The organism is Ralstonia pickettii (genome assembly GCF_000607165.1).
Taxonomy (GTDB): Bacteria; Pseudomonadota; Gammaproteobacteria; order Burkholderiales; family Burkholderiaceae; genus Ralstonia; species Ralstonia holmesii.
Genome location: NZ_JFZG01000008.1, coordinates 17,816 through 35,873, shown reverse-complemented (window position 1 = coordinate 35,873; position 18,058 = coordinate 17,816). Strand labels below are relative to the sequence as shown.

Annotated in this window: 17 protein-coding genes and 1 pseudogene; 3 read left to right on the top strand and 15 right to left on the bottom strand. The window is 65.6% G+C overall.

Annotated features, from left to right (window positions below; translation table 11 throughout):
• Positions 1-303: 303 nt before the first annotated feature.
• The 7 genes and pseudogenes from BG83_RS0111635 to BG83_RS0111605 all read right to left on the bottom strand — a co-directional run bounded on the left by BG83_RS0111635 (position 304) and on the right by BG83_RS0111605 (position 6,415).
• Positions 304-1,011: a YoaK family protein gene (locus BG83_RS0111635; RefSeq protein ID WP_024976881.1), complete on the bottom strand. Its 708-nt coding sequence runs from the start codon at positions 1,009-1,011 to the stop codon at positions 304-306.
• Positions 1,001-2,839 (bottom strand): annotated as a pseudogene (locus tag BG83_RS27750) (amidohydrolase). Before BG83_RS27750 ends, BG83_RS0111635 begins: the two are co-directional and overlap by 11 nt.
• A 4-nt stretch (positions 2,840-2,843) precedes the next feature.
• The gene (locus tag BG83_RS0111625) at positions 2,844-3,263 is read right to left on the bottom strand and encodes a DoxX family protein (RefSeq protein WP_037031821.1); all 420 of its coding nucleotides are present in this window, start codon (positions 3,261-3,263) and stop codon (positions 2,844-2,846) included.
• A 4-nt stretch (positions 3,264-3,267) separates the two neighbouring features.
• On the bottom strand, positions 3,268-3,576 hold the full coding sequence (locus tag BG83_RS27745) for a XapX domain-containing protein (RefSeq protein ID WP_024976879.1): 309 nt from the start codon (positions 3,574-3,576) through the stop codon (positions 3,268-3,270).
• 62 nt (positions 3,577-3,638) lie between these two features.
• Positions 3,639-4,460 carry an alpha/beta fold hydrolase gene (locus BG83_RS0111615; RefSeq protein WP_024976878.1) on the bottom strand — a complete coding sequence of 274 codons (822 nt, stop codon included), beginning with the start codon at positions 4,458-4,460 and terminating at the stop codon, positions 3,639-3,641.
• Between the two features lie 109 nt (positions 4,461-4,569).
• Complete coding sequence (locus BG83_RS0111610; protein ID WP_024976877.1) at positions 4,570-5,253, bottom strand: hydrolase; 684 nt, start codon at positions 5,251-5,253, stop codon at positions 4,570-4,572.
• 229 nt (positions 5,254-5,482) lie between these two features.
• Complete coding sequence (locus BG83_RS0111605) at positions 5,483-6,415, bottom strand: LysR family transcriptional regulator (protein ID WP_024976876.1); 933 nt, start codon at positions 6,413-6,415, stop codon at positions 5,483-5,485.
• A gap of 176 nt (positions 6,416-6,591) precedes the next feature.
• On the opposite strand from BG83_RS0111605, the gene BG83_RS0111600 reads away from it, so the two are divergent.
• On the top strand, positions 6,592-7,446 hold the full coding sequence (locus tag BG83_RS0111600) for a 3-hydroxybutyryl-CoA dehydrogenase (protein WP_024976875.1): 855 nt from the start codon (positions 6,592-6,594) through the stop codon (positions 7,444-7,446).
• A 158-nt stretch (positions 7,447-7,604) separates the two neighbouring features.
• Positions 7,605-8,462: a PhzF family phenazine biosynthesis protein gene (locus BG83_RS0111595; RefSeq protein ID WP_024976874.1), complete on the top strand. Its 858-nt coding sequence runs from the start codon at positions 7,605-7,607 to the stop codon at positions 8,460-8,462.
• Positions 8,463-8,470: 8 nt separating this feature from the next.
• Here the strand turns inward: BG83_RS0111595 and BG83_RS0111590 are convergent, their stop codons facing one another.
• The 5 genes from BG83_RS0111590 to BG83_RS0111565 all read right to left on the bottom strand — a co-directional run bounded on the left by BG83_RS0111590 (position 8,471) and on the right by BG83_RS0111565 (position 13,153).
• Complete coding sequence (locus BG83_RS0111590; RefSeq protein ID WP_024976873.1) at positions 8,471-9,019, bottom strand: GNAT family N-acetyltransferase; 549 nt, start codon at positions 9,017-9,019, stop codon at positions 8,471-8,473.
• A complete protein-coding gene (locus BG83_RS0111585; protein ID WP_024976872.1) occupies positions 9,019-9,603 on the bottom strand; it encodes a helix-turn-helix domain-containing protein in 585 nt (194 codons plus the stop codon). Before BG83_RS0111585 ends, BG83_RS0111590 begins: the two co-directional genes overlap by 1 nt.
• A gap of 223 nt (positions 9,604-9,826) precedes the next feature.
• Positions 9,827-11,302, bottom strand: coding sequence for a DUF1254 domain-containing protein (locus BG83_RS0111575; RefSeq protein ID WP_024976871.1), 1,476 nt, complete (start codon positions 11,300-11,302; stop codon positions 9,827-9,829).
• A gap of 217 nt (positions 11,303-11,519) precedes the next feature.
• Positions 11,520-12,503: an NAD(P)H-dependent flavin oxidoreductase gene (locus tag BG83_RS0111570; RefSeq protein ID WP_024976870.1), complete on the bottom strand. Its 984-nt coding sequence runs from the start codon at positions 12,501-12,503 to the stop codon at positions 11,520-11,522.
• Between the two features lie 101 nt (positions 12,504-12,604).
• Positions 12,605-13,153: a type 1 glutamine amidotransferase domain-containing protein gene (locus tag BG83_RS0111565; RefSeq protein ID WP_024976869.1), complete on the bottom strand. Its 549-nt coding sequence runs from the start codon at positions 13,151-13,153 to the stop codon at positions 12,605-12,607.
• Between the two features lie 137 nt (positions 13,154-13,290).
• Here BG83_RS0111565 and BG83_RS0111560 point away from each other — a divergent pair, with 137 nt between their 5' ends.
• A complete protein-coding gene (locus BG83_RS0111560; protein ID WP_024976868.1) occupies positions 13,291-14,217 on the top strand; it encodes an alpha/beta fold hydrolase in 927 nt (308 codons plus the stop codon).
• A gap of 9 nt (positions 14,218-14,226) precedes the next feature.
• Here the strand turns inward: BG83_RS0111560 and BG83_RS0111555 are convergent, their stop codons facing one another.
• The 3 genes from BG83_RS0111555 to BG83_RS0111545 are packed head-to-tail and all read right to left on the bottom strand — an operon-like array spanning position 14,227 to position 17,932.
• On the bottom strand, positions 14,227-14,910 hold the full coding sequence (locus tag BG83_RS0111555) for a Fe2+-dependent dioxygenase (protein WP_024976867.1): 684 nt from the start codon (positions 14,908-14,910) through the stop codon (positions 14,227-14,229).
• Positions 14,901-15,653: a tetratricopeptide repeat protein gene (locus BG83_RS0111550; RefSeq protein ID WP_024976866.1), complete on the bottom strand. Its 753-nt coding sequence runs from the start codon at positions 15,651-15,653 to the stop codon at positions 14,901-14,903. The genes BG83_RS0111555 and BG83_RS0111550 overlap by 10 nt, the downstream gene beginning before the upstream one ends.
• Complete coding sequence (locus BG83_RS0111545; RefSeq protein WP_024976865.1) at positions 15,653-17,932, bottom strand: TonB-dependent receptor; 2,280 nt, start codon at positions 17,930-17,932, stop codon at positions 15,653-15,655. Before BG83_RS0111545 ends, BG83_RS0111550 begins: the two co-directional genes overlap by 1 nt.
• Between the last annotated feature and the right edge of the window lie 126 nt (positions 17,933-18,058).

The window sequence follows — 18,058 nt, the reverse complement described above, 5'->3', positions numbered from 1 at the left end:
ATCTGCGACTGCAGTTGTGCTTCGATGGTGTGGCCGTTGGGGCCCTAGATGGCGCCTTGAATTTCTGTTGCAGAGAGGAAAAAGGAAGGGAAACTGTCTGAGCGAAGCGAGTTTTTCCCTTCCCCTCTCTGCGACATAAATTCAAGGGGAAGTCGCCATCTCGGGCGCGCCTTTCTTTTGCTTACTTTTCTTTGGCAAGACAAAGAAAAGTGAGTCGGTCCCGGCAGGGAACGAAAGGGGGGCTGAACCACACCCGCCCGCCGCCGGCGTAGGCAAAAAACATCCACGACACAAAAACAAAACCTACCGCTGCATCACAGCCAGGGCCACCAAGATCCCCACCGGCGGCAACACGCACCAGAACGAAAACGTTGCAAACGCCAACGCCCCCAGCACCGCGCCCGTGGCGAACCCGGCCAGCGGCGGCACCATCTTCCGCAATCGCGTGCGCGCAACATCCTTCTGCGTACCACCCGGCGACAGCAACTCCACCACGTCGATCACGATCTGCGTGGTGTTGCCGGTCATGATGGTCGTGGGTGCATGCTCCGACAGCACGATGCGCGCCTTGGCGTTCTGCACGCCCATCGCTGCAACGCCGATGAGCCCGACAACAATCGTGGCCGGTGCATCCGCCGATTGAATTGGCAGCGCCAGCAACCCCGCCACCATGAACGCCAGCAGGAGCACGGCCTGCGCGAACAGCAGCGGCCGCAGCGGCGCCACACCGCGCTGTGTGAGCGCTGTCACGGCCAGCTTGGTCGCCGCCACGGCCAGCACGAACATCGGCAGCGCTAGCAGCTTGGCCAGCACGCCTTGCCCGGAGCCCGCCAGCTCCAGGCCGATCATCACGAAGTTGCCCGTAACGTGCGCGGTGAACAGCCCAAACAACGCCGCAAAGCCGACCACATCCACATAGCCGGCGACAAACGCCAGCAGCGTTCCCTGGGCGATCAGGAAACGCGCCGACGCTGGCGCTGCCGTCGCAGTCGTCGCCGTTTCAGAAGGCAAAGCACGAACACCCGAAGGCGCCCCAGAAGCCGCGGAAGTCGGTCGTGGGCACGTTGGCCGTGCGGGCCTTCTGGTGCGCATGGCCGTGCACGGAGCATGAGCCAACGCACTGGTGCACCTGCTGCTGCAACGGCGCAGCCGGCCGCCAGTGCCCCGGCACGCGTGCCACGGGCGACTACTCCGGCAGCACCGGAATGGGCGGCGGGCCGAACTCGGAGAACTCCGCTGCCCCGTAGACGATACGGCCGCCCACCACCGTCAGTACCGATTCGATGGTCTTGATGTCGGCCTCGGGCACGCTGAAGAAATCCGCCGACAACGCTGCCAGGTCGGCGAGTTGCCCGACCTTGATCTGCCCCTTGTTGCCCTGGTCTGCCGAGAACCATGCGCTGCCGTGCGTGTACAGCTCCAGCGCCACCTCGCGCGGCAGCCCCTCCGGATACAGCGCCATGCCGCCCACGGTGCGCCCGCTCGCCAGCCAGTACAGCGACGTCCACGGGTTATAGCTCGACACGCGCGTGGCGTCGGTGCCGGCGCCCACCGGCACGCCTTCGGCCAGCATGCGCTTGATGGGTGGCGTCTGTTCTGCGGCGGCAGCGCCGTAGCGGTCGACAAAATATTCGCCCTGGAAGGCCATGCGATCCTGAATGGCGATGCCGCCGCCCAGTGCGCGCACGCGTTCGATGTTCTTCGGCGAAATCGTCTCCGCATGGTCAAAGAACCACGGCAGGCCGTTGAACGGAATGTCGCGGTTCACGCGCTCGAACACGTCGAGCATGCGCGAGATCGATTCGTCGTAGGTGGCGTGCAGCCGGAACGGCCAGCGTTGCGCAACAAGGTGGCGCACCACGGTTTCCAGTTCCTGTTCCATCGTCTCGGGCAGGTCGGGGCGCGGCTGCAGGAAGTCTTCAAAGTCGGCTGCGGAGAAGACGAGCATTTCGCCCGCGCCGTTGTGGCGGAAGAAGTCATCTCCCTGGCGGTATTGCACGCTGCCGGTCCAGTTCTTGAAGTCGGCCAGTTCCTCTTTCGGTTTTTGCGTGAAGAGGTTGTAAGCGATGCGGATGGTGAGCTGGTTCTGCGCCGACAGCTCGCGGATGATTTCGTAGTCTTCCGGGTAGTTCTGGAAGCCGCCGCCTGCGTCGATGGCGCTTGTCACGCCCAGGCGGTTCAGTTCGCGCATGAACTGGCGCGTGGAGTTGACCTGGTATTCCGGCGGCAGCTTCGGCCCCTTGGCCAGCGTCGCGTACAGGATCATCGCGTTGGGCTTGGCGATCAGCATGCCGGTGGGCTCGCCGGACGCGTCGCGCTGGATCTCGCCGCCCGGCGGGTTCGGCGTGTCCTTGGTGTAGCCGACCTGGCGCAGCGCCGCGCGGTTGAGCAGCGCCCGGTCGTACAGGTGCAGCACGAACACGGGCGTATCGGGTGCGGCCTGGTTCAGCTCTTCCAGCGTGGGCATGCGGCGCTCGGCAAACTGGAATTCCGTCCAGCCGCCCACCACGCGTACCCATTGCGGCGACGGCGTGCGCGCAGCTTGCTCTTTGAGCATGCGCATCGCGTCTGCCAGGGAGGGCACGCCTTCCCAGCGCAGCTCCAGGTTGTAGTTCAGCCCGCCCCGGATCAGGTGCAGGTGCGAATCGTTCAGGCCGGGGATGACGGTGCGCCCGCGCAGGTCGATGATCTGGGTGGAGGCGCCGCGCTGGGCCATCACGGTCGCATCGTCGCCCACGGCAACAAAGCGGCCGTCACGCACGGCAACGGCGCTGGCGGTGGGGCGTTCGCGGTCGACCGTGTGGATGCGGCCGTTGTGCAGGATGAGGTCGGCGGTCATTGCGTCAGTATTTGGGGTAGATCGAAAAACGTCCGGGTCCGGCAATCAGGACCGTGGTGAAGATGATCAGCAGCATCCATCCGAACTGCCCATCGGCAAGCGACCAGTCAGGATGCACCACCAGCATGGCCACCAGCAACGTGGCGACGATGGGCAGACACGCCAAGCGTGTGAGCAGGCCGAGCGCAACCAGCAGCGGACACAGCGTTTCCGACAGGATCGCCAGCAGCAGTGTGGGGGCGGCGCCCATGTGGAACGGGTCTTCAATGCGCGTGAGTTCCTGGCTGTAGTGCAGCACCTTGGGCAGCCCGTGTACGGCAATCAGCAGGGCGCTGCCGGTCAGGCGCAGGAACAGCAGGCCAACGTGCAGGGCGGTATCGGCAGGGGCCGCAGCGTGCAAGGGGTCGAGCGAAAGGCGTGTCATGGCGTCAGCTCGGGTTGCGCGGCGTGGTGCCGCCAGAGCCGCCGGTGGCGGCCAGGTCCGTTGGTTGCGCCGCGGGTGGCACTTGGGGCGGTGCGCCCGTGATCTTCGGCACGCACTCGTGGCGGAACCACGCCGTGGTGATCGGCTCGCCGGCCAGCAGGCGCTGCGCGGCCGGTACGACCTGTTCGCCGATCAGCATGCCGAGCAGCCCGACCAGCGCAATTGCCGGTGGCGCCGGTGAGCGGACGTGCAGCAGCGCATAGATGACGCCGACCAGCATGCCGACGCCAATGGAGATGAGGTAGGGCTTCAAAGCGAGGGCTCCAGATCCAGAATGCGAAGGGCGGCGCGCTCGACGTGCGCCGCCCGCCCAGGTCAGCCGGTGATAAACGCCAGCAGGTCCGCGTTGACCTTGTCCGCTTCGGTCACGCACATGCCGTGCGAGCCGCCCGGATAGACCTTGAGCGTGCCGTTTTTCACCAGCTCCACGCCCAGCCTGGCCGAATCGTCGATCGGCACGATCTGGTCGTCGTCACCATGCAGGAACAGCACCGGCACGTCGATCTTCTTGAGGTCTTCGGTGTAGTCGACCTCCGAGAATTTCTTGATGCACAGGTACTGGCCATGAATGCCGCCGGTCATGCCCTGCGCCCAGAAGGCATCGATGGTGCCCTGCGAGACCTTTGCGCCGGGCCGGTTGAAGCCGAAGAACGGCGTGGCGAGATCGCGGTAGAACTGCGAGCGGTTGTCGGCCACACCCTTGCGGATGCCGTCGAACACGTCCATCGGCAAGCCCTTCGGGTTGGATGCCGTCTTGAGCATGATGGGCGGCACTGCGCCGATCAGCACCGCGCGGGCGACGCGCCTGGTGCCATGGCGGCCGATGTAGTGCGCGACTTCGCCACCGCCTGTGGAGTGGCCGACCAGCGTGGCGCCCTGGATGTCGAGCGCATCGAGCAGCGCTGCCAGGTCGTCGGCATAGGTGTCCATGTCGTTGCCCTGCGACGGCTGGTCGGAACGGCCATGGCCGCGCCGGTCATGCGCGATGACACGAAAACCCTTCTGCACCAGGAACAGCATCTGCGCGTCCCAGGCGTCGGCATTGAGCGGCCAGCCGTGCGAGAAGACGACGGGCTTGCCGCTGCCCCAGTCCTTGTAAAAAATACGCGTACCGTCTTGGGTGGTAATCGTTTGCATGGGAATGAGAGAGGGTGGTGGCTGATTGAATGGACGACAGGGCGACGCATGCGGTTGCACATGCGTCGCCCGGCCGGAGCAGCGTCTTCTTTTAGGGGCGGCAGCGCGATCAGTTGGCCGCCACGGGCGCCAGCGCCTCGTGCGGCGTGGCCGTGCGTTGCGAAGCCTTGTGCACCATCGTGTAGGCATAGTCCACGCCCATGCCATAGGCACCGGAGTGTTCCTTGACCAGCTTCATGACGGCGTCATACGTGTCGCGGTGGGCCCAGTCACGCTGCCATTCCAGCAGCACCTGTTGCCACGTCACGGGCACCACGCCGGCCTGGATCATGCGCTGCATGGCGTAGTCGTGCGCCTCCTTCGACGTGCCGCCCGAGGCGTCGGCGACCATGTAGATCTCGTAGTCGGCATCGTGCATGGCCGATAGCGCGAAGGTGCAGTTGCACACTTCCGTCCACAGGCCCGAGACGACCACCTTCTTGCGGCCGTTCTTTGCCAAGGCATCGCGCACCTTCTGGTCGTCCCAGGAGTTCATCGAGGTGCGTTCTAGCAGTTCCTGATCCGGAAACACATCGAGCAATTCCGGGTAGGTATAGCCCGAGAAGCTCTGCGACTCGACGGTCGTAATGGTGGTGGGGATGTTGAAGATCTTCGCGGCCTTGGCAAGGCCGACGGTGTTGTTCTTCAGGACCTGGCGATCGATCGACTGCACGCCGAAGGCCATTTGCGGCTGGTGGTCGATGAAGATCAGTTGACAGTTCTGCGGGGTAAGGACTTCCAGCTTGGGATTCATGGCCGTATCCGGTTCCGATAGGAGATGCGAGGGGGGCGCTGCAGATCTGACGCCGCATCGGCGCGGCGCGATCAACGGCCCAACCATGATAGGAAGTTGCGTACCGGGCGCAACGCTCAATCGGCGAGTGCAGTTTTTGCGATTGCCGAACAATCGTCGCGACTTCCCGAAACATTCCATCGGTACCCTGGATACGCGCGCCGGTCGTGGGATTCGGCGCACGCGGCAGTTAGCGGACCCAGCCGCGCTCGAGCAAAGGCGTGTCCCATGCCGGCTCGCCAGCGTGGTAGCTGGCGAGGCAATCGATCAATGCGCACACCTTGACGGCCTGGCGCTGCGTCGCCGGATACACGGCGGAGAAGTGCAGCGGTGTCAGGTCGTAGTCCGCAAGCACGGGTACGAGGCGGCCGGCGACCAGATCGTCGCTGATGACGAGGGTGGGCAGGCAGGCAATGCCGGCGCTGGTGAGAGCGTAGTCGCGCAGCAGATGCACTGAATTCGAGCGCACCTGCTCGGGCAGGTCCATCGCAGCGCTGGCCTCGCCGTTGCGCGAGAACACCCAGCGCTTGCGGGTCGGGTAGCCGGAGTACAGCGCCAGCGAATGCTGCAGCAGATCGGCCGGCTGCTGCGGCATGCCGTACTCCTCGACGTACGCGGGGGTGGCGCAGAACATGCGCCGCAGTGTGAACAGGCGCCGCTCGATCAGCGAATCGTTGATCGGCGGGAAGATCTGAAACGCCACGTCGAACCCCTCGGCAATCGGGTCGACCACGCTGTCGTCGACCACCACGTCGAGCTGGATATCGGGGTACTGCGCCCCGAACCTGGCCAGCGGCTCGGCAAAGTGGCTGAGCGCGTACCCGGGCAGCATGCGGATGCGCAGCTTGCCGGCGGGGGTGGCGCGCAGGCCGCGCATCTGGTCGGTCAGGTCCGTCAGCATGCAGACGGCTTCGGCGCATTGCTTGTAGTAGGTTTCGCCCACTTCGGAAAGACGCACGTGCCGCGTGCTGCGGTGAAACAGCGGCGCTTCGATAAAGCGCTCCAGTTGCTGCACGCGGTTGGTGACCACCGAGTTGGTCACGCCCAGCTGACGTGCGGCCTCGGCAAAGCTGCGCGTTTCTGCCACGCGCACGAAGGCTTCAATACTGAGAAAACGGTCCATTTCCAGCGTCCTTGCGCCTGAGATGAGAGAGCGGCGCGACGCCGGCCATCATACGGCGATCCGGTGGAATGTGACGTTACCGTCAGCAAGGCTTTTCTGTGCATCGCCGCGTCGTTTATCCTCTGCAATCTGTTTCATTTCCATCTCGCATTCCAATACCAAACGAGGAGCAGTTCATGGCAATTCAAGTCGTCGGCATCGTCGGTGCCGGAACAATGGGCAACGGCATTGCGCAAGCGTGCGCCGTGGTTGGGCTGGATGTGGTGATGGTGGACATCAGCGATGCCGCCGTGCAGAAGGGCATTGCCACGGTGGCAGGCAGCCTGGACCGGCTCATCAAGAAGGAAAAGCTGACCGAAGCCGACAAGGCTGCGGCGCTCGCACGCATCCACGGTTCGACCAGCTATGACGACCTCAAGCGCGCCGACCTCGTGATCGAAGCCGCCACCGAGAACTTCGACCTGAAGGTGAAGATTCTCAAGCAGCTCGAAGCTGCGGCCGCACCGCACGCAATCGTGGCGTCAAATACGTCGTCCATCTCGATCACCAAGCTGGCCGCCGTGCTGCAGGACGCGAGCCGCTTCATCGGCATGCACTTCTTCAACCCGGTGCCGATGATGGCGCTGGTCGAAGTCATTCGCGGCCTGCAGACGAGCGATGCCACGCATGCGTCTGTGGAAGCGCTGGCCAAGCAGCTCGGCAAGACGCCGATCACGGTCAAGAACAGCCCGGGCTTTGTCGTCAACCGCATCCTGTGCCCGATGATCAACGAGGCGTTCTGCGTGCTGGGCGAAGGTTTGGCTTCGCCGGAGGAGATCGACGAGGGCATGAAGCTCGGCTGCAACCACCCGATCGGGCCGCTGGCGCTGGCCGACATGATCGGCCTGGACACCATGCTCGCCGTGATGGAAGTGCTGTACACCGAGTTTGCTGACCCGAAGTACCGCCCGGCCATGCTGATGCGCGAAATGGTGGCCGCCGGCTACCTGGGCCGCAAGACCGGCCGCGGCGTGTACGACTATCGCAAGTAAGTCAGCGGCAATCTTTCACGGCATTCGCGCTGTCCGCCAACTGTCAGGCCGGATTCGCGCGAACTGTCTGCAAGTGTGCATGGAGGCGGTGTGGGGATGCGTTGATGATGACGTATCGCCACACCGCTTTTTTTCTTCCCCACACTCCGGACGCCACCATGCCGCGCTACGCCTTCCGTCTGCTCAACGTCTTTGCCGAATCCACGTTCGGCGGCAACCAGCTCGCCGTCTTTGAAGACGGGCGGGGCCTGGACGACGCCACCATGCAGGCCATCGGACGCCAGTTCAACCTGTCCGAGATCACGTTCATTTTTCCCGATGACACGGATGGCGCCACGGCGCGTTTCCGCATCTTCACACCCGATTACGAGATGCCGTTTGCCGGGCATCCGTCGCTGGGGACCGCGCAGGTGGTGCGCGAGCTGTACGGCCCCGGCAATGAGCTGACGCTGCGTTGCCAGTCGGGCATCGTATCGCTGACGGCGCAGGACGAGGGGTGGTCGCTCGTGCCGCCGCGCTCGGGGGCGCTGAATACGCGCGAAGCCGATCCGGCCATTGCCAAGATGCTCGGGTTGGACGCCGATGCGCTGGCGGGCCCGCCGCTGTGGGTTGACGCAGGCATCGAACAACTGATGGTGCCGGTCAAGACGCGCGCCGATGTGGAGCGCGCCCGGCCCGACCCGTCAGCCTTCGATGTCTGGCCGCGCAGCCGCAACGACGGGCGCAACGCCTACGTCTTCACCATGCCCGCGCCTGGCAGTAACGATCCGGTGGCTTCGCGCTTCTTCTTCGAATACGGCACCGGCCTGTGGGAAGACCCCGGCACCGGTTCGGCGTGCGCCAACCTGGGCGGCTGGCTGCGCGCGACGGGCCATGCTCTGCCGGCAAGCTACCGCATCGAGCAGGGCGCCGCAGTGGGTCGACCCTGCCACCTGACGCTGCGTGTGGATGCCGACGGCACGATCCACGTGGGTGGCCGCGTGATCGAAATCGGACGCGGCGCGTTGACGATTTGATCGGTCGACTAGGCCGCGCGGGCCGACGGTGTGAGCTGCTTGCAGAAGAACGTCGTCCCGCAGAATGCACCGTCGGGCATCAGCGCGTAGTTGGGCACCACGCCCACGCGCTGCCAGCCGGCACGTGTGTACAGCCGCTCGGCATCGCCGCCCGTCACCGTGTCGAGCACGAGCACCGTCTTGCCCTCGGCGCGCGCTTCGTCCTCGATGGCCGCCATCAACCGCTGCGCCACGCCATGACGGCGCGCACGGCGGTGCACGAGCATCTTGGCGATGTCAGCGCGGTGCGGCTGGTTTTCCGGCTGTGCGAGCACCAATTGCACGGTGCCCTGGATGGCGCCCGCTTCATCTTCGGCAATCAGCAGGGCGCGCTCGCCGCGCGCCACGCCTTCGGCAACGTTGCGCCAGAACGCCTGCGCCTTGTCGCGAGACAACGGCCACATGAAGCTCACCGACGCGCCGCCTTCCACGCAATCGATCAGCACATCGGCCAACGCATCAACACACGCGCTTGCCTCGTCGGTGCCCACGCGCCGGATGGTCAGGGTGTCGAGCATCAGGGCCTCCAGTGGGCAGCGGACACGGTTGTCAGCGCGACTAGGTAGCGGGCCGGCCGCCGTGTGGGGTTGTGATAGACGATCGGGCAATCCAGCCGCATGGTCAGGCAGTCGCCCGCATTGAGGCGCCAGTGTGTGTCGCCCACGGTCATTTCCATCGAACCTTCGATCACCCACACCTGCTGGTGGATTTCGGCATCGCGCGCGCCGGTGTCGTAGGCCACGCGCTCGCCGGCCGGAAAGTGCACCTCAACGAGCTGCAAGGGCGAACGCGCCGCCGGCGACAGGTTGCGGCGCACGTAGCCGGAGGCGGGGTCGGTCCACTCGGGCTGATCTGCCGCGCGTGATACGGGCGACGGTTCCACGGCCGGCGCGGGACTGTCTTCGAACAGCGAGGCAAGCGTCACGCCCAGCGCGGAGCTGAGCCGATCCAGCACCGCAGCGGTCGGGCTGCTCTGGCCGCGTTCAATGAGCGAGATGGCCGAACGGCTGACCTGGCTGCGCTCTGCCAGCGCGTCGAGCGAGAGGCCCTGGGCGTCGCGCAGTTCGCGCAAGCGATGGGCGATACGTTGGTGGATGTCCATGCCATCCAGTTTAATGGAAATTTATCTCTAGTAAACTGGAATTTGCGGCACGGCCAAATTGGGCCCGCTCTGGGTCGTGCCTTGCCCAGATGGCGGGGCCATCGCGTTGGCGAGAGCGGGGAGAACGCCCCGGCCGCGTTCATCGGCCTGCTCGAAGGTCGCAACTTCGGCAAGCTCGTGGTGCGGGTGGCCGAGGCCTGACCGCGCGCTCGGCCGCTCTTGGCTATTGGGTTGCAGCGTCCCGCCGCTGTACGGCAGGCGGCAGCCACGATGCGTCGAGTGCCGCTTCCTTGGGCCAGGTCAGTTGCATGCGCAGCAGGAACGGGCCGCTGGGCGGCGGCAGCCAATTGTTGCGCATGCCCTTGGGCGGTGCGCGCTGGATCAGGATGTCGAGCGAGCCATCGCGGTTCAGGCGCGGGCGATCAGCTTCGCTCAGCACGTTGCGCAGGCCCGGGCGTTCGATCGCGCGGCGCGGCTGCCCGGCAGCGGACAGGGCAGCGATGGCCCAGCCGGCATTCTCGGGCGGCAGTTGGTTGCGCTCGAAATGCAGGACGTAGCGGTGCGTGCTGTCCAGCGCCATGCCGTTGACGTCGGTCCGGGCGGTGGCGATGAGCATGTCCTGCGGCAGGTCGGTGCCGCCGCCGTTCCACGCCACGATGGCGCGCTGTGCGTAATCCAGCCCGTAGGCGCCGATCATGCGCGGGATGAACCAGCCATTCTGCGTGACGGACGGTTGCTTGACGGCCAGCGCCAGCGTTTCGCGCGCGGCCGCCACCCCACCCTCCATCACCTTCAGGTTGGCTGCGCTCACGGCTTTGGCGTCGAATGGCGCACCGGGCACGATGCCCAGATCACGCAGCGATTGCAGCATCGTGGAGTCGGCTGCGTGCGGCGGATTGTCCTTGAGCAGTTCGGCAAAGCGCGTGAAGTAGCTGTTGGCGTCCAGCGCGGTGACACGGCGGCGCGCGGCATCCAGGCTGACGTCGAGGTCGGTGGCCTTGTCCGTGTTGACCTTGGTTTCGGCTTCGGCCTCACGCAGGGTGCTCTTGCTGAAGGCCTCCAGCGGGGTGATGCGGTAGCGGTCCTGTACGCGGCGTGCGGCGGTCAGGTCGCGCGGGCCGGCCACCTGCGTACGTGCCACCACCCAGACGAGGCTGGTCGGCGCGGCAATCTGCTTGACGCCCGTGGGCAGCGTGCCCTCCCAACCCGGCGGCGTGATGGCGTAGTGCGCGGCACGCGCCCCGGTGGTGCGGTTGCCGAGCGATTCGAACACGTCGTTCCACCCGTCGTGCAGCGCCACCCAGAGGTGTCGGCGCCCGGCATCGGGCAGGCTCAGGACGACCGGGCCGTTACGCAAATCGACGAAGGCGCTGCTGGCGAGCACGTCCACGCGGGCGCGCACGCCGGTGGGCAGGGCTTCGTCTTCCAGCGTGCGCTGGTGCATGAACGTGCCGGCAGGCGCCAGTGCAGACGTGGTCTGCAGCAGCGCGTCGGTCATCATCAACGGAAACGCGTAGACATAGGCCGAGCGCACGAGCGCTTCGTTCGGCTGCGGCAGACGTTGTTCGATGGGGGCCGTGGTCGCGGCGTTCTGGGTGGAGCAGCCGGTCAGGCTCAGGGTAAGCGCCGAGGCCGCCACGCTCAGCGCCACGGCCGCCAGCTTGGTAAGCGGGCGCGCGGGCGCAGGGCAGTGCGTCATCTTGTTCTCCTTTTGTCGTCGTCGGTGCGCGCAACAGGAAAGCAGACGCCTGTCGGACATCCCCCCAAGGATGCTTGCGCATACGGTTGCGCGGTGGCCGATCCGGTGGCTCCGCGCATATCGTGGCTTGAATCTTTGGAATGTAGAAGCGCCGCCAGCGCAAGTCAATTTAAGTGCAGTGGGGCATGCATGCAGGAGGGGCGATGCAGGCAGGTGTCTAGAGGCGCAGGTGCAGCGCAAGACGCAACTTGGCCGCGTCGTATTCGGCCTTCATGCGCGCCACGATTTCGGCCGCGGGCGGCAGATCGGCAATCTGCCCCACCCCCTGCCCCGCACCCCAGATGTCTTTCCAGGCCTTGGCGCGCGAGCTGCCATCGCCAAAGTTCATCTTCGATTTGTCGGCCTCGGGCAGGGCCGCCGGGTCCAGCCCCGCGAGTTCAATGCTTTCGCGGATGTAGTTGCCGTGCACGCCCGTAAAGAGGTTGGTGTAGACGATGTCGGACGCGGCCGCGCGCAGGATGGCTTGCTTGTAGCTTTCGGCGGCGTGGGCCTCCTGGCTGGCGATGAAACGCGTGCCGATGTAGGCGAGGTCCGCGCCCATGGCCTGCGCGGCAAGGATGGCGTCGCCCGTGGCAATGGCGCCCGACAGCGCGATCGGCCCGTCGAAGATGCGCCGCACCTCGCCCACCAGCGCAAATGGCGACAGCGTGCCGGCATGCCCACCCGCACCCGCAGCCACCAGGATCAGCCCGTCGACGCCGGCTTCCAGCGCCTTTTCGGCATGGCGCAGATTGATCACGTCGTGCAGAACGATGCCGCCGTAGCTATGCACGGCATCCAGGATCTCCTTGACGGGCGCGCGCAGCGAGGTGATGAAGATCGGCACCTTGTGTTTGACGCAGGTGGCCACGTCCTGCTCCAGCCGCGCGTTCGAGTGGTGCACGATTTGATTGACGGCGATCGGCCCGACCACTTCGTGCGGATGCGCGGTGCGGTACGCCGCCAGTTCCTCGTTCATCTGCGTGAGCCAGTCGTCCAGCATCTCGGCCGGGCGCGCGTTGAGGGCCGGAAATGCCCCGACGATGCCGGCCTTGCATTGCGCCAGCACCAGTTCCGGATAGCTGACGATGAACATCGGCGAACCGATCACGGGCAGCGTCAGGTGCTGCAGCATGGGCGGCAGGTGCTTGGCGGCGGGCATGGCGTCTCCTGGTTGGGCAAACCGGCACGACAGGGGCAGAGCATGTCGTTTGATTATAGGAACGATCCCGCACCCCGCCGTGCGCGGTCTACCCGCCGGGCTCAGACATGGGCGTGCTGCGTCAGCAGTTCGATGAAGGCGCGGTTGAAGGCGGGCAGGTCATCGGGTTTGCGGCTGCTGACCCAGTTGCGGTCGGTCACCACTTCGCGGTCCACCCACATGCCGCCGGCATTGCGGATGTCGTCCTGCAGCGTCGGCCAGCTTGTCAGCGTGCGCCCGCGTACCAGGCCGGCAGACACCATCAGCCATGGCCCGTGGCAGATCACGGCGATCGGCTTTTGCGCCCGCTCGAACGCTTTCACAAAGGCCTGCGCGGCCGGCACGATGCGCAGTGCATCGGCGTTGAATACCCCGCCGGGCAGCACCAGCCCATCGAAGTCGTCAGCCTTGGCTTGATCCAGCGTCAGGTCCACCTTGAAGGCGTCGCCTTTGGTGGCGTGGTGCAGGCCCGTTACGTTGGAGCCCTTGGGGGCGACGATGCTGACGTTGGCACCGGCGCCCTCCAGCGCCTGCTTGGGGCTGGCCAACTCGGCCTGCTCGAACAAGTCATCGACGAGGATGGCGATACGCAAGTCATGCAATGGGGTCATGGCGAACTCCTTGTCAGGGGAAATCCAAAGAAGGGAACGGCAGGGGATGGTTCCGCAACGCGCGTGCCCGCTCTGCGCTAGCATGCGGAGCATTCGCCACGCATCACTTCACCCAAGACTGATCACCGGAGACTTGCATGACCACGCCGCTTTCCATCGATGCCGCCACCGCTGCTGCAGACGCCGCGCTGTTTCCTGGCTTCCGTCCGTTCCGCCAGGTGGTCAACGGTGTGGAAATCGCGGGGGTGATCGGCGGTAGCGGCCCACCGCTGCTGTTGCTGCATGGCCATCCGCAAAGCCATGTGATCTGGCACAAAGTCGCGCACGAGCTGGCACACGATTACACCGTCGTCGCGACCGATCTGCGCGGCTATGGCGCCTCGTCCAAACCAGCCGGCAGTGCCCGGCACGCCGAATACAGCAAGCGAACCATGGCGCAGGACCAGGTGGAGGTCATGCGCGCACTCGGCTTCGGCCGCTTCCGGCTGTGCGCGCATGATCGCGGGGCGCGTGTGGCGCATCGCCTGTGTGTCGATCACCCCTTGCACGTCGAGCGGGCCATGCTGCTCGACATCGCCCCCACGCTGGCGATGTACGAGCACACCGACATGGCGTTTGCATCCGCCTACTGGCATTGGTTCTTCCTGATCCAGCCGTCGCCGTTTCCTGAGACGCTCATCAACGCCACGCCCGATTTCTACATCGGCAAGCTGATGGGCCTGCGCCACGCGGGGCTCGAACCGTTCGCCCCGGAAGCAATGGCGACCTACGCCGCCGCCATGCGCGAGCCCGCCAGCGTGCACGCCATGTGCGAGGACTACCGCGCCGCTGCCACCATCGACCTCGAACATGATCGCGCCGACCGCGACGCCGGCAAGCGCGTGAGCGTGCCACTTCGCGTGCTGTGGGGCGAGCATGGCGTGATCCAACGCTGCTTCAAGCCGCTGGAACTGTGGCGTGCCGTGGCGGACGATGTGAGCGGTGGCACCGTGCCGTGCGGGCATTACGTGCCGGAAGAGGCGCCGGAGGCGTTGCTCAAGGAGATGCGGGCGTACTTTGCTTGAGGCAGCCGCCTAGGCGTCGGCCCACTCGCGCAGCAGGTTGTGATACGTCCCCGTCAAGGCGATGACTGACGGGTCGTCCTGACCTAGCAGCCCCATCAGCCGCTGCAGTTCGGTATCCACCTGGAACAGCAGCGTGCGATGCGCTTCGCTGCGCACCATGCTCTGCAGCCAGAAGAATGCGCAGACGCGTGCGCCGCGTGTGACAGGCGTCACGCGGTGCAGGCTGCTGCTGGGGTAGAGCACCATGTCGCCCGCCGCAAGCCTGACGCGGTGCTCACCGAAGGTGTCGTTGATGACGAGTTCACCGCCGTCGTAGTCTTCTGGCTCGGTCAGGAACAGCGTGCAGGAGAGGTCGCTGCGGATGCGGAAATCCGTGCCGCGCAGGTGGCGCACGGCGTTGTCGACGTGGTTGCCGAAGGTCTGCCCGCCCGCGTAGCGATTGAACAGCGGCGGGAACACCTTGAGCGGCAACGCGGCGGAGAAGAACAGCGTATTGGCCGAAAGCGCATCCTGGATGAAGGCGCCAACCTCGCGCGCAGCCTGCGAGCCTTCGGGCAACTGCATGTTGTGCTTCACCTGGCCCGACTGCACGCCGGCCGTGACCTTGCCGTCCACCCATTCGGCGGCATCGATGATGGCGCGGCACTGCGCAACCTGTTCCTTGGTCAGGATGTTGGGAATCTTCAGCAGCATGATGGTGCGGTTTCCAGCGCAGCGGCCAGCACGCGTAGGCGCGCATCGGGATGGCCGGCCAGAAAGTCATGGGCCTTCGCGAGGAAGGCTGGTGTGGCGGTGTGCGGCACGGCGTGCATCCAGGTGAGGGCGTCGTCTGCGCGGTTGGCGAGTGCAAGCAGGCGCGCAGCGTTGAACTGGCCGCGGAAGTCGCCGCCCTCCGCGGCGCGCAGGTAGCAGCGCAGGGCCATCGCTGTGTCAGCCTCGACTTCCCAGCCGTCTTCATAGAAGCCGCCGAGCACGGTGATCGACTTGGCGTGGCCTTGTGCGGCCGCGGCCCGGAAGAGGGTGAAGGCGCGGGCGCGATCAGCCGGAATGCCGCGGCCGAGCTGCAGGCTCGTGGCGTAGTTGTACTGGCCCCAATCGAGGCCGGCAGCGGCGGCGCGCGCGTACCAGTGCGTGGCGGTCTTGTCGCAGGCGGGCGCGCCCCAGCCGTGCTCGTAGCAGCGGCCGAGCATGTTGGCGGCCATGGCATGGCCCGACAGCGCGGCCGTCTTGAACCAGAGCAACGCTTCGGCCGGATTCCGTTCGACACCGCGGCCATCGAGCAGCCATTGGCCGAAGATGGCCTGCGCTTCCGTGTGCCCGCGCCGGGCGGCAACCGCCAGCCAGCGTGCGGCGCGCTCAGCAGGGCCGGTCAGAACGGCGTGGATGGCATCGACCACCGCCGCATCGGCAGCGGCGGTTGCAGCGTGTTCAGGCATCAGTAGCGGATGCCCAGCGTCAGGATGGCCGTGCGGCCAGGTGCCAGCGATGCGTAGTGCGATGCATACGCCTGGTTGAAGTACACCTTGTCGAACACGTTCTGCACGTTCAACTGCAGGGTGGTGTGCTTGTCGATGCGGTACGCGGCCATGGCATCAAAGCGCCAGTACGCCGGCACCCACTTCGGGTTGGCGGGGTTGGTGCTGCCCCACACCTTCGAGACGTAATACGCACCGCCGCCGAGCGTGAGCTTCGGCATCGGCTGATACGTCGTCCACAGGCTGAAGCTGTTCTTCGGTGTGTTGGGGAAGGCCGTTCCGTTGGTGCCGCCAAAGGCCGCGCCTGCGCCGCCGTTGTTGCGCAGCTCGCTCTTCAGATACGTGTATCCGCCGAATACCTGCCAGCGGTTGGTGAGCGCGCCCGACCAGCCCAGCTCGAAGCCATCAACGCGCTTGTTGCCGGCCATGGCGGCGGTGCCGTCCTGCAGCACGATGCGCGCATTCGTCGTTTCAATGCGGAAGACGGCGGCTGTCAGTGCAAGCTTGCTGTCGAGCACGTTCCACTTGGTACCGAGTTCGTAGGCGCGGTTCTTTTCCGGGGCGAGCACGTCGCCGCGATTGCCGGAGCGGTCTGGCGTCAGCGCGCTGGTATCGGCACCCTGGCCCGCCACCGAGCCCGACGGCGTGGAAGACGTGCCGTACGCCACATAAATGCTGCCGTTCTGCGCAGGTTTGAAAACCAGGCCGAGCTGGTAGTTCAGCAGGTTGTCGTCACGCGAAAAACTCGAACGCACGCCCTGCGCATTCGCCGACGTGGTGGCCGATGCCGAGTAGCGATCGAAGCGCAGGCCGCCGTTGACCTGCCAGCGCGGCGACAGCTCGATGGTGTCGAACACGTAGGCCGATTGCGTGCGCACGGTCGTCTCGGCCGGATTGTTGTTGAGCTTGATGCCGCCCGCCCAAAGGTCGCTCGGGTTCGGGTTGAAGAGATCGGTGCAGTTGTAGCCGCCGGCTGCGCCGATGCCGTTCGGGCAGCGATTGCTGCCGGTGGCCACCGCGTATGTGTCGTTGCGGCTGCGCTCGCGCGAGAACTCCAGGCCCGCTGCATAGCTGTGCTTGAACCCGCCGGTGTCGAACTTGCCCGTGGCTTCTGTCTGGTTGGCGACGGTGTTGGCCACCGAGTATCGCGAATTGGTGCGGCGCCAGACCATGCCGTAGTAGATGTTGCCCTGGCTGTCGTCGGGCTGCGTCCAGATGGTGTCCTGGCTTGTGCGGGCGACGCGTGTGGTGTTGCGCAGCTTCAGCGCGCTTGACACATCGTGTTCCAAAGAAAGCGTGCCCATGTCGGCGCGATCGCGGCGGAAGTCGCGCGACAGGCCGTAATAGACGCTGCGGTCGACATTCACGGGCGCGCCGTCGCCGGGGCCGAACAGTTGCGGGCGGCCATCGGTGCGGCGGTTGAACGTGCCGTTGTTGTACGGAATGCCGGTGTCGGGCGTGTCGTTCGATTGCAGGTGGTAGTACGACAGCGTGGCGCGCGTGGGCGTGCCCAGCCCAAAGGCGATGGATGGCGCAATGCCCCAGCGGCTGAAGCTCGTCACGTCGCGGCCGGCAACGGCGGCTTCGTGCGCCATCGCGTTCAGGCGGAACGCGGCGTGCTCGCCGATCTGGTAGTTGCCGTCGGCCGTGACACGTTTGTACGCCGCGTTGCCGACCGATAGTGTGCCCTCGGTGAAGTGCTCCAGCTTGGGCGTCTTCGAGACGATGTTGATTGCCCCGCCAGCCGCGCCGCGCCCTTCATACGCGCCCGACGGCCCCTTGATGACCTCCACCGATTCCACGTTGAACATCTCGCGCGATTGCGCACCGATGTCGCGCAGCCCATCGAGGAAGGTGCTGGCCTGCGCGTCGTAGCCGCGGATGAACGGGCGATCGCCCACGGGGTTGCCACCTTCGCCCGCGCCAAACGCGATGCCCGGCACCGTGCGCAGCGCCTCGGTCAGGGTGGCGGAAGCGGTGTCCTGCAGCACCTCGGCCGGAATGACCGTGACGGACTTGGGCGTATCGAGCAGCGGCGCGGTGAACTTGCCACCCGAGGCCGCGTCCGTCTTGAAGCCGCTCCTGCCGGTCACGGTCTGCTCGGGCAGGGTGGCCGATACGGCGTCTTTCTTCGTGTCGGCCATCGCTGGCGCCGAAGCCACGGCAAAGCTCATCGCGCCGGTTAGATATCCCACGACCGAATGTTCGGTGCGCTTGCGTTCCGTCTGTGCTGCGTACATGGCGTGCTGCCCCTCCCCAAAAGTTCTGATTACATGCTTTTTGCAAATGAGAATTGTTATCGTTTACATGTGAACGAGTCAACGCCCCGGCTGGCGAATTCCTTACGAACACACAGGGTTCGTCAT

What these genes read in the sequence shown, in the direction of transcription:
- BG83_RS0111625 (WP_037031821.1), bottom strand. Translation starts at nt 3,263, where the DNA reads ATGACACGCCTTTCGCTCGACCCCTTGCACGCTGCGGCCCCTGCCGAT.
- BG83_RS0111615 (WP_024976878.1), bottom strand. Translation starts at nt 4,460, where the DNA reads ATGCAAACGATTACCACCCAAGACGGTACGCGTATTTTTTACAAGGAC.
- BG83_RS0111610 (WP_024976877.1), bottom strand. Translation starts at nt 5,253, where the DNA reads ATGAATCCCAAGCTGGAAGTCCTTACCCCGCAGAACTGTCAACTGATC.
- BG83_RS0111605 (WP_024976876.1), bottom strand. Translation starts at nt 6,415, where the DNA reads ATGGACCGTTTTCTCAGTATTGAAGCCTTCGTGCGCGTGGCAGAAACG.
- BG83_RS0111600 (WP_024976875.1), top strand. Translation starts at nt 6,592, where the DNA reads ATGGCAATTCAAGTCGTCGGCATCGTCGGTGCCGGAACAATGGGCAAC.
- BG83_RS0111595 (WP_024976874.1), top strand. Translation starts at nt 7,605, where the DNA reads ATGCCGCGCTACGCCTTCCGTCTGCTCAACGTCTTTGCCGAATCCACG.
- BG83_RS0111590 (WP_024976873.1), bottom strand. Translation starts at nt 9,019, where the DNA reads ATGCTCGACACCCTGACCATCCGGCGCGTGGGCACCGACGAGGCAAGC.
- BG83_RS0111585 (WP_024976872.1), bottom strand. Translation starts at nt 9,603, where the DNA reads ATGGACATCCACCAACGTATCGCCCATCGCTTGCGCGAACTGCGCGAC.
- BG83_RS0111575 (WP_024976871.1), bottom strand. Translation starts at nt 11,302, where the DNA reads ATGACGCACTGCCCTGCGCCCGCGCGCCCGCTTACCAAGCTGGCGGCC.
- BG83_RS0111570 (WP_024976870.1), bottom strand. Translation starts at nt 12,503, where the DNA reads ATGCCCGCCGCCAAGCACCTGCCGCCCATGCTGCAGCACCTGACGCTG.
- BG83_RS0111565 (WP_024976869.1), bottom strand. Translation starts at nt 13,153, where the DNA reads ATGACCCCATTGCATGACTTGCGTATCGCCATCCTCGTCGATGACTTG.
- BG83_RS0111560 (WP_024976868.1), top strand. Translation starts at nt 13,291, where the DNA reads ATGACCACGCCGCTTTCCATCGATGCCGCCACCGCTGCTGCAGACGCC.
- BG83_RS0111555 (WP_024976867.1), bottom strand. Translation starts at nt 14,910, where the DNA reads ATGCTGCTGAAGATTCCCAACATCCTGACCAAGGAACAGGTTGCGCAG.
- BG83_RS0111550 (WP_024976866.1), bottom strand. Translation starts at nt 15,653, where the DNA reads ATGCCTGAACACGCTGCAACCGCCGCTGCCGATGCGGCGGTGGTCGAT.
- BG83_RS0111545 (WP_024976865.1), bottom strand. Translation starts at nt 17,932, where the DNA reads ATGTACGCAGCACAGACGGAACGCAAGCGCACCGAACATTCGGTCGTG.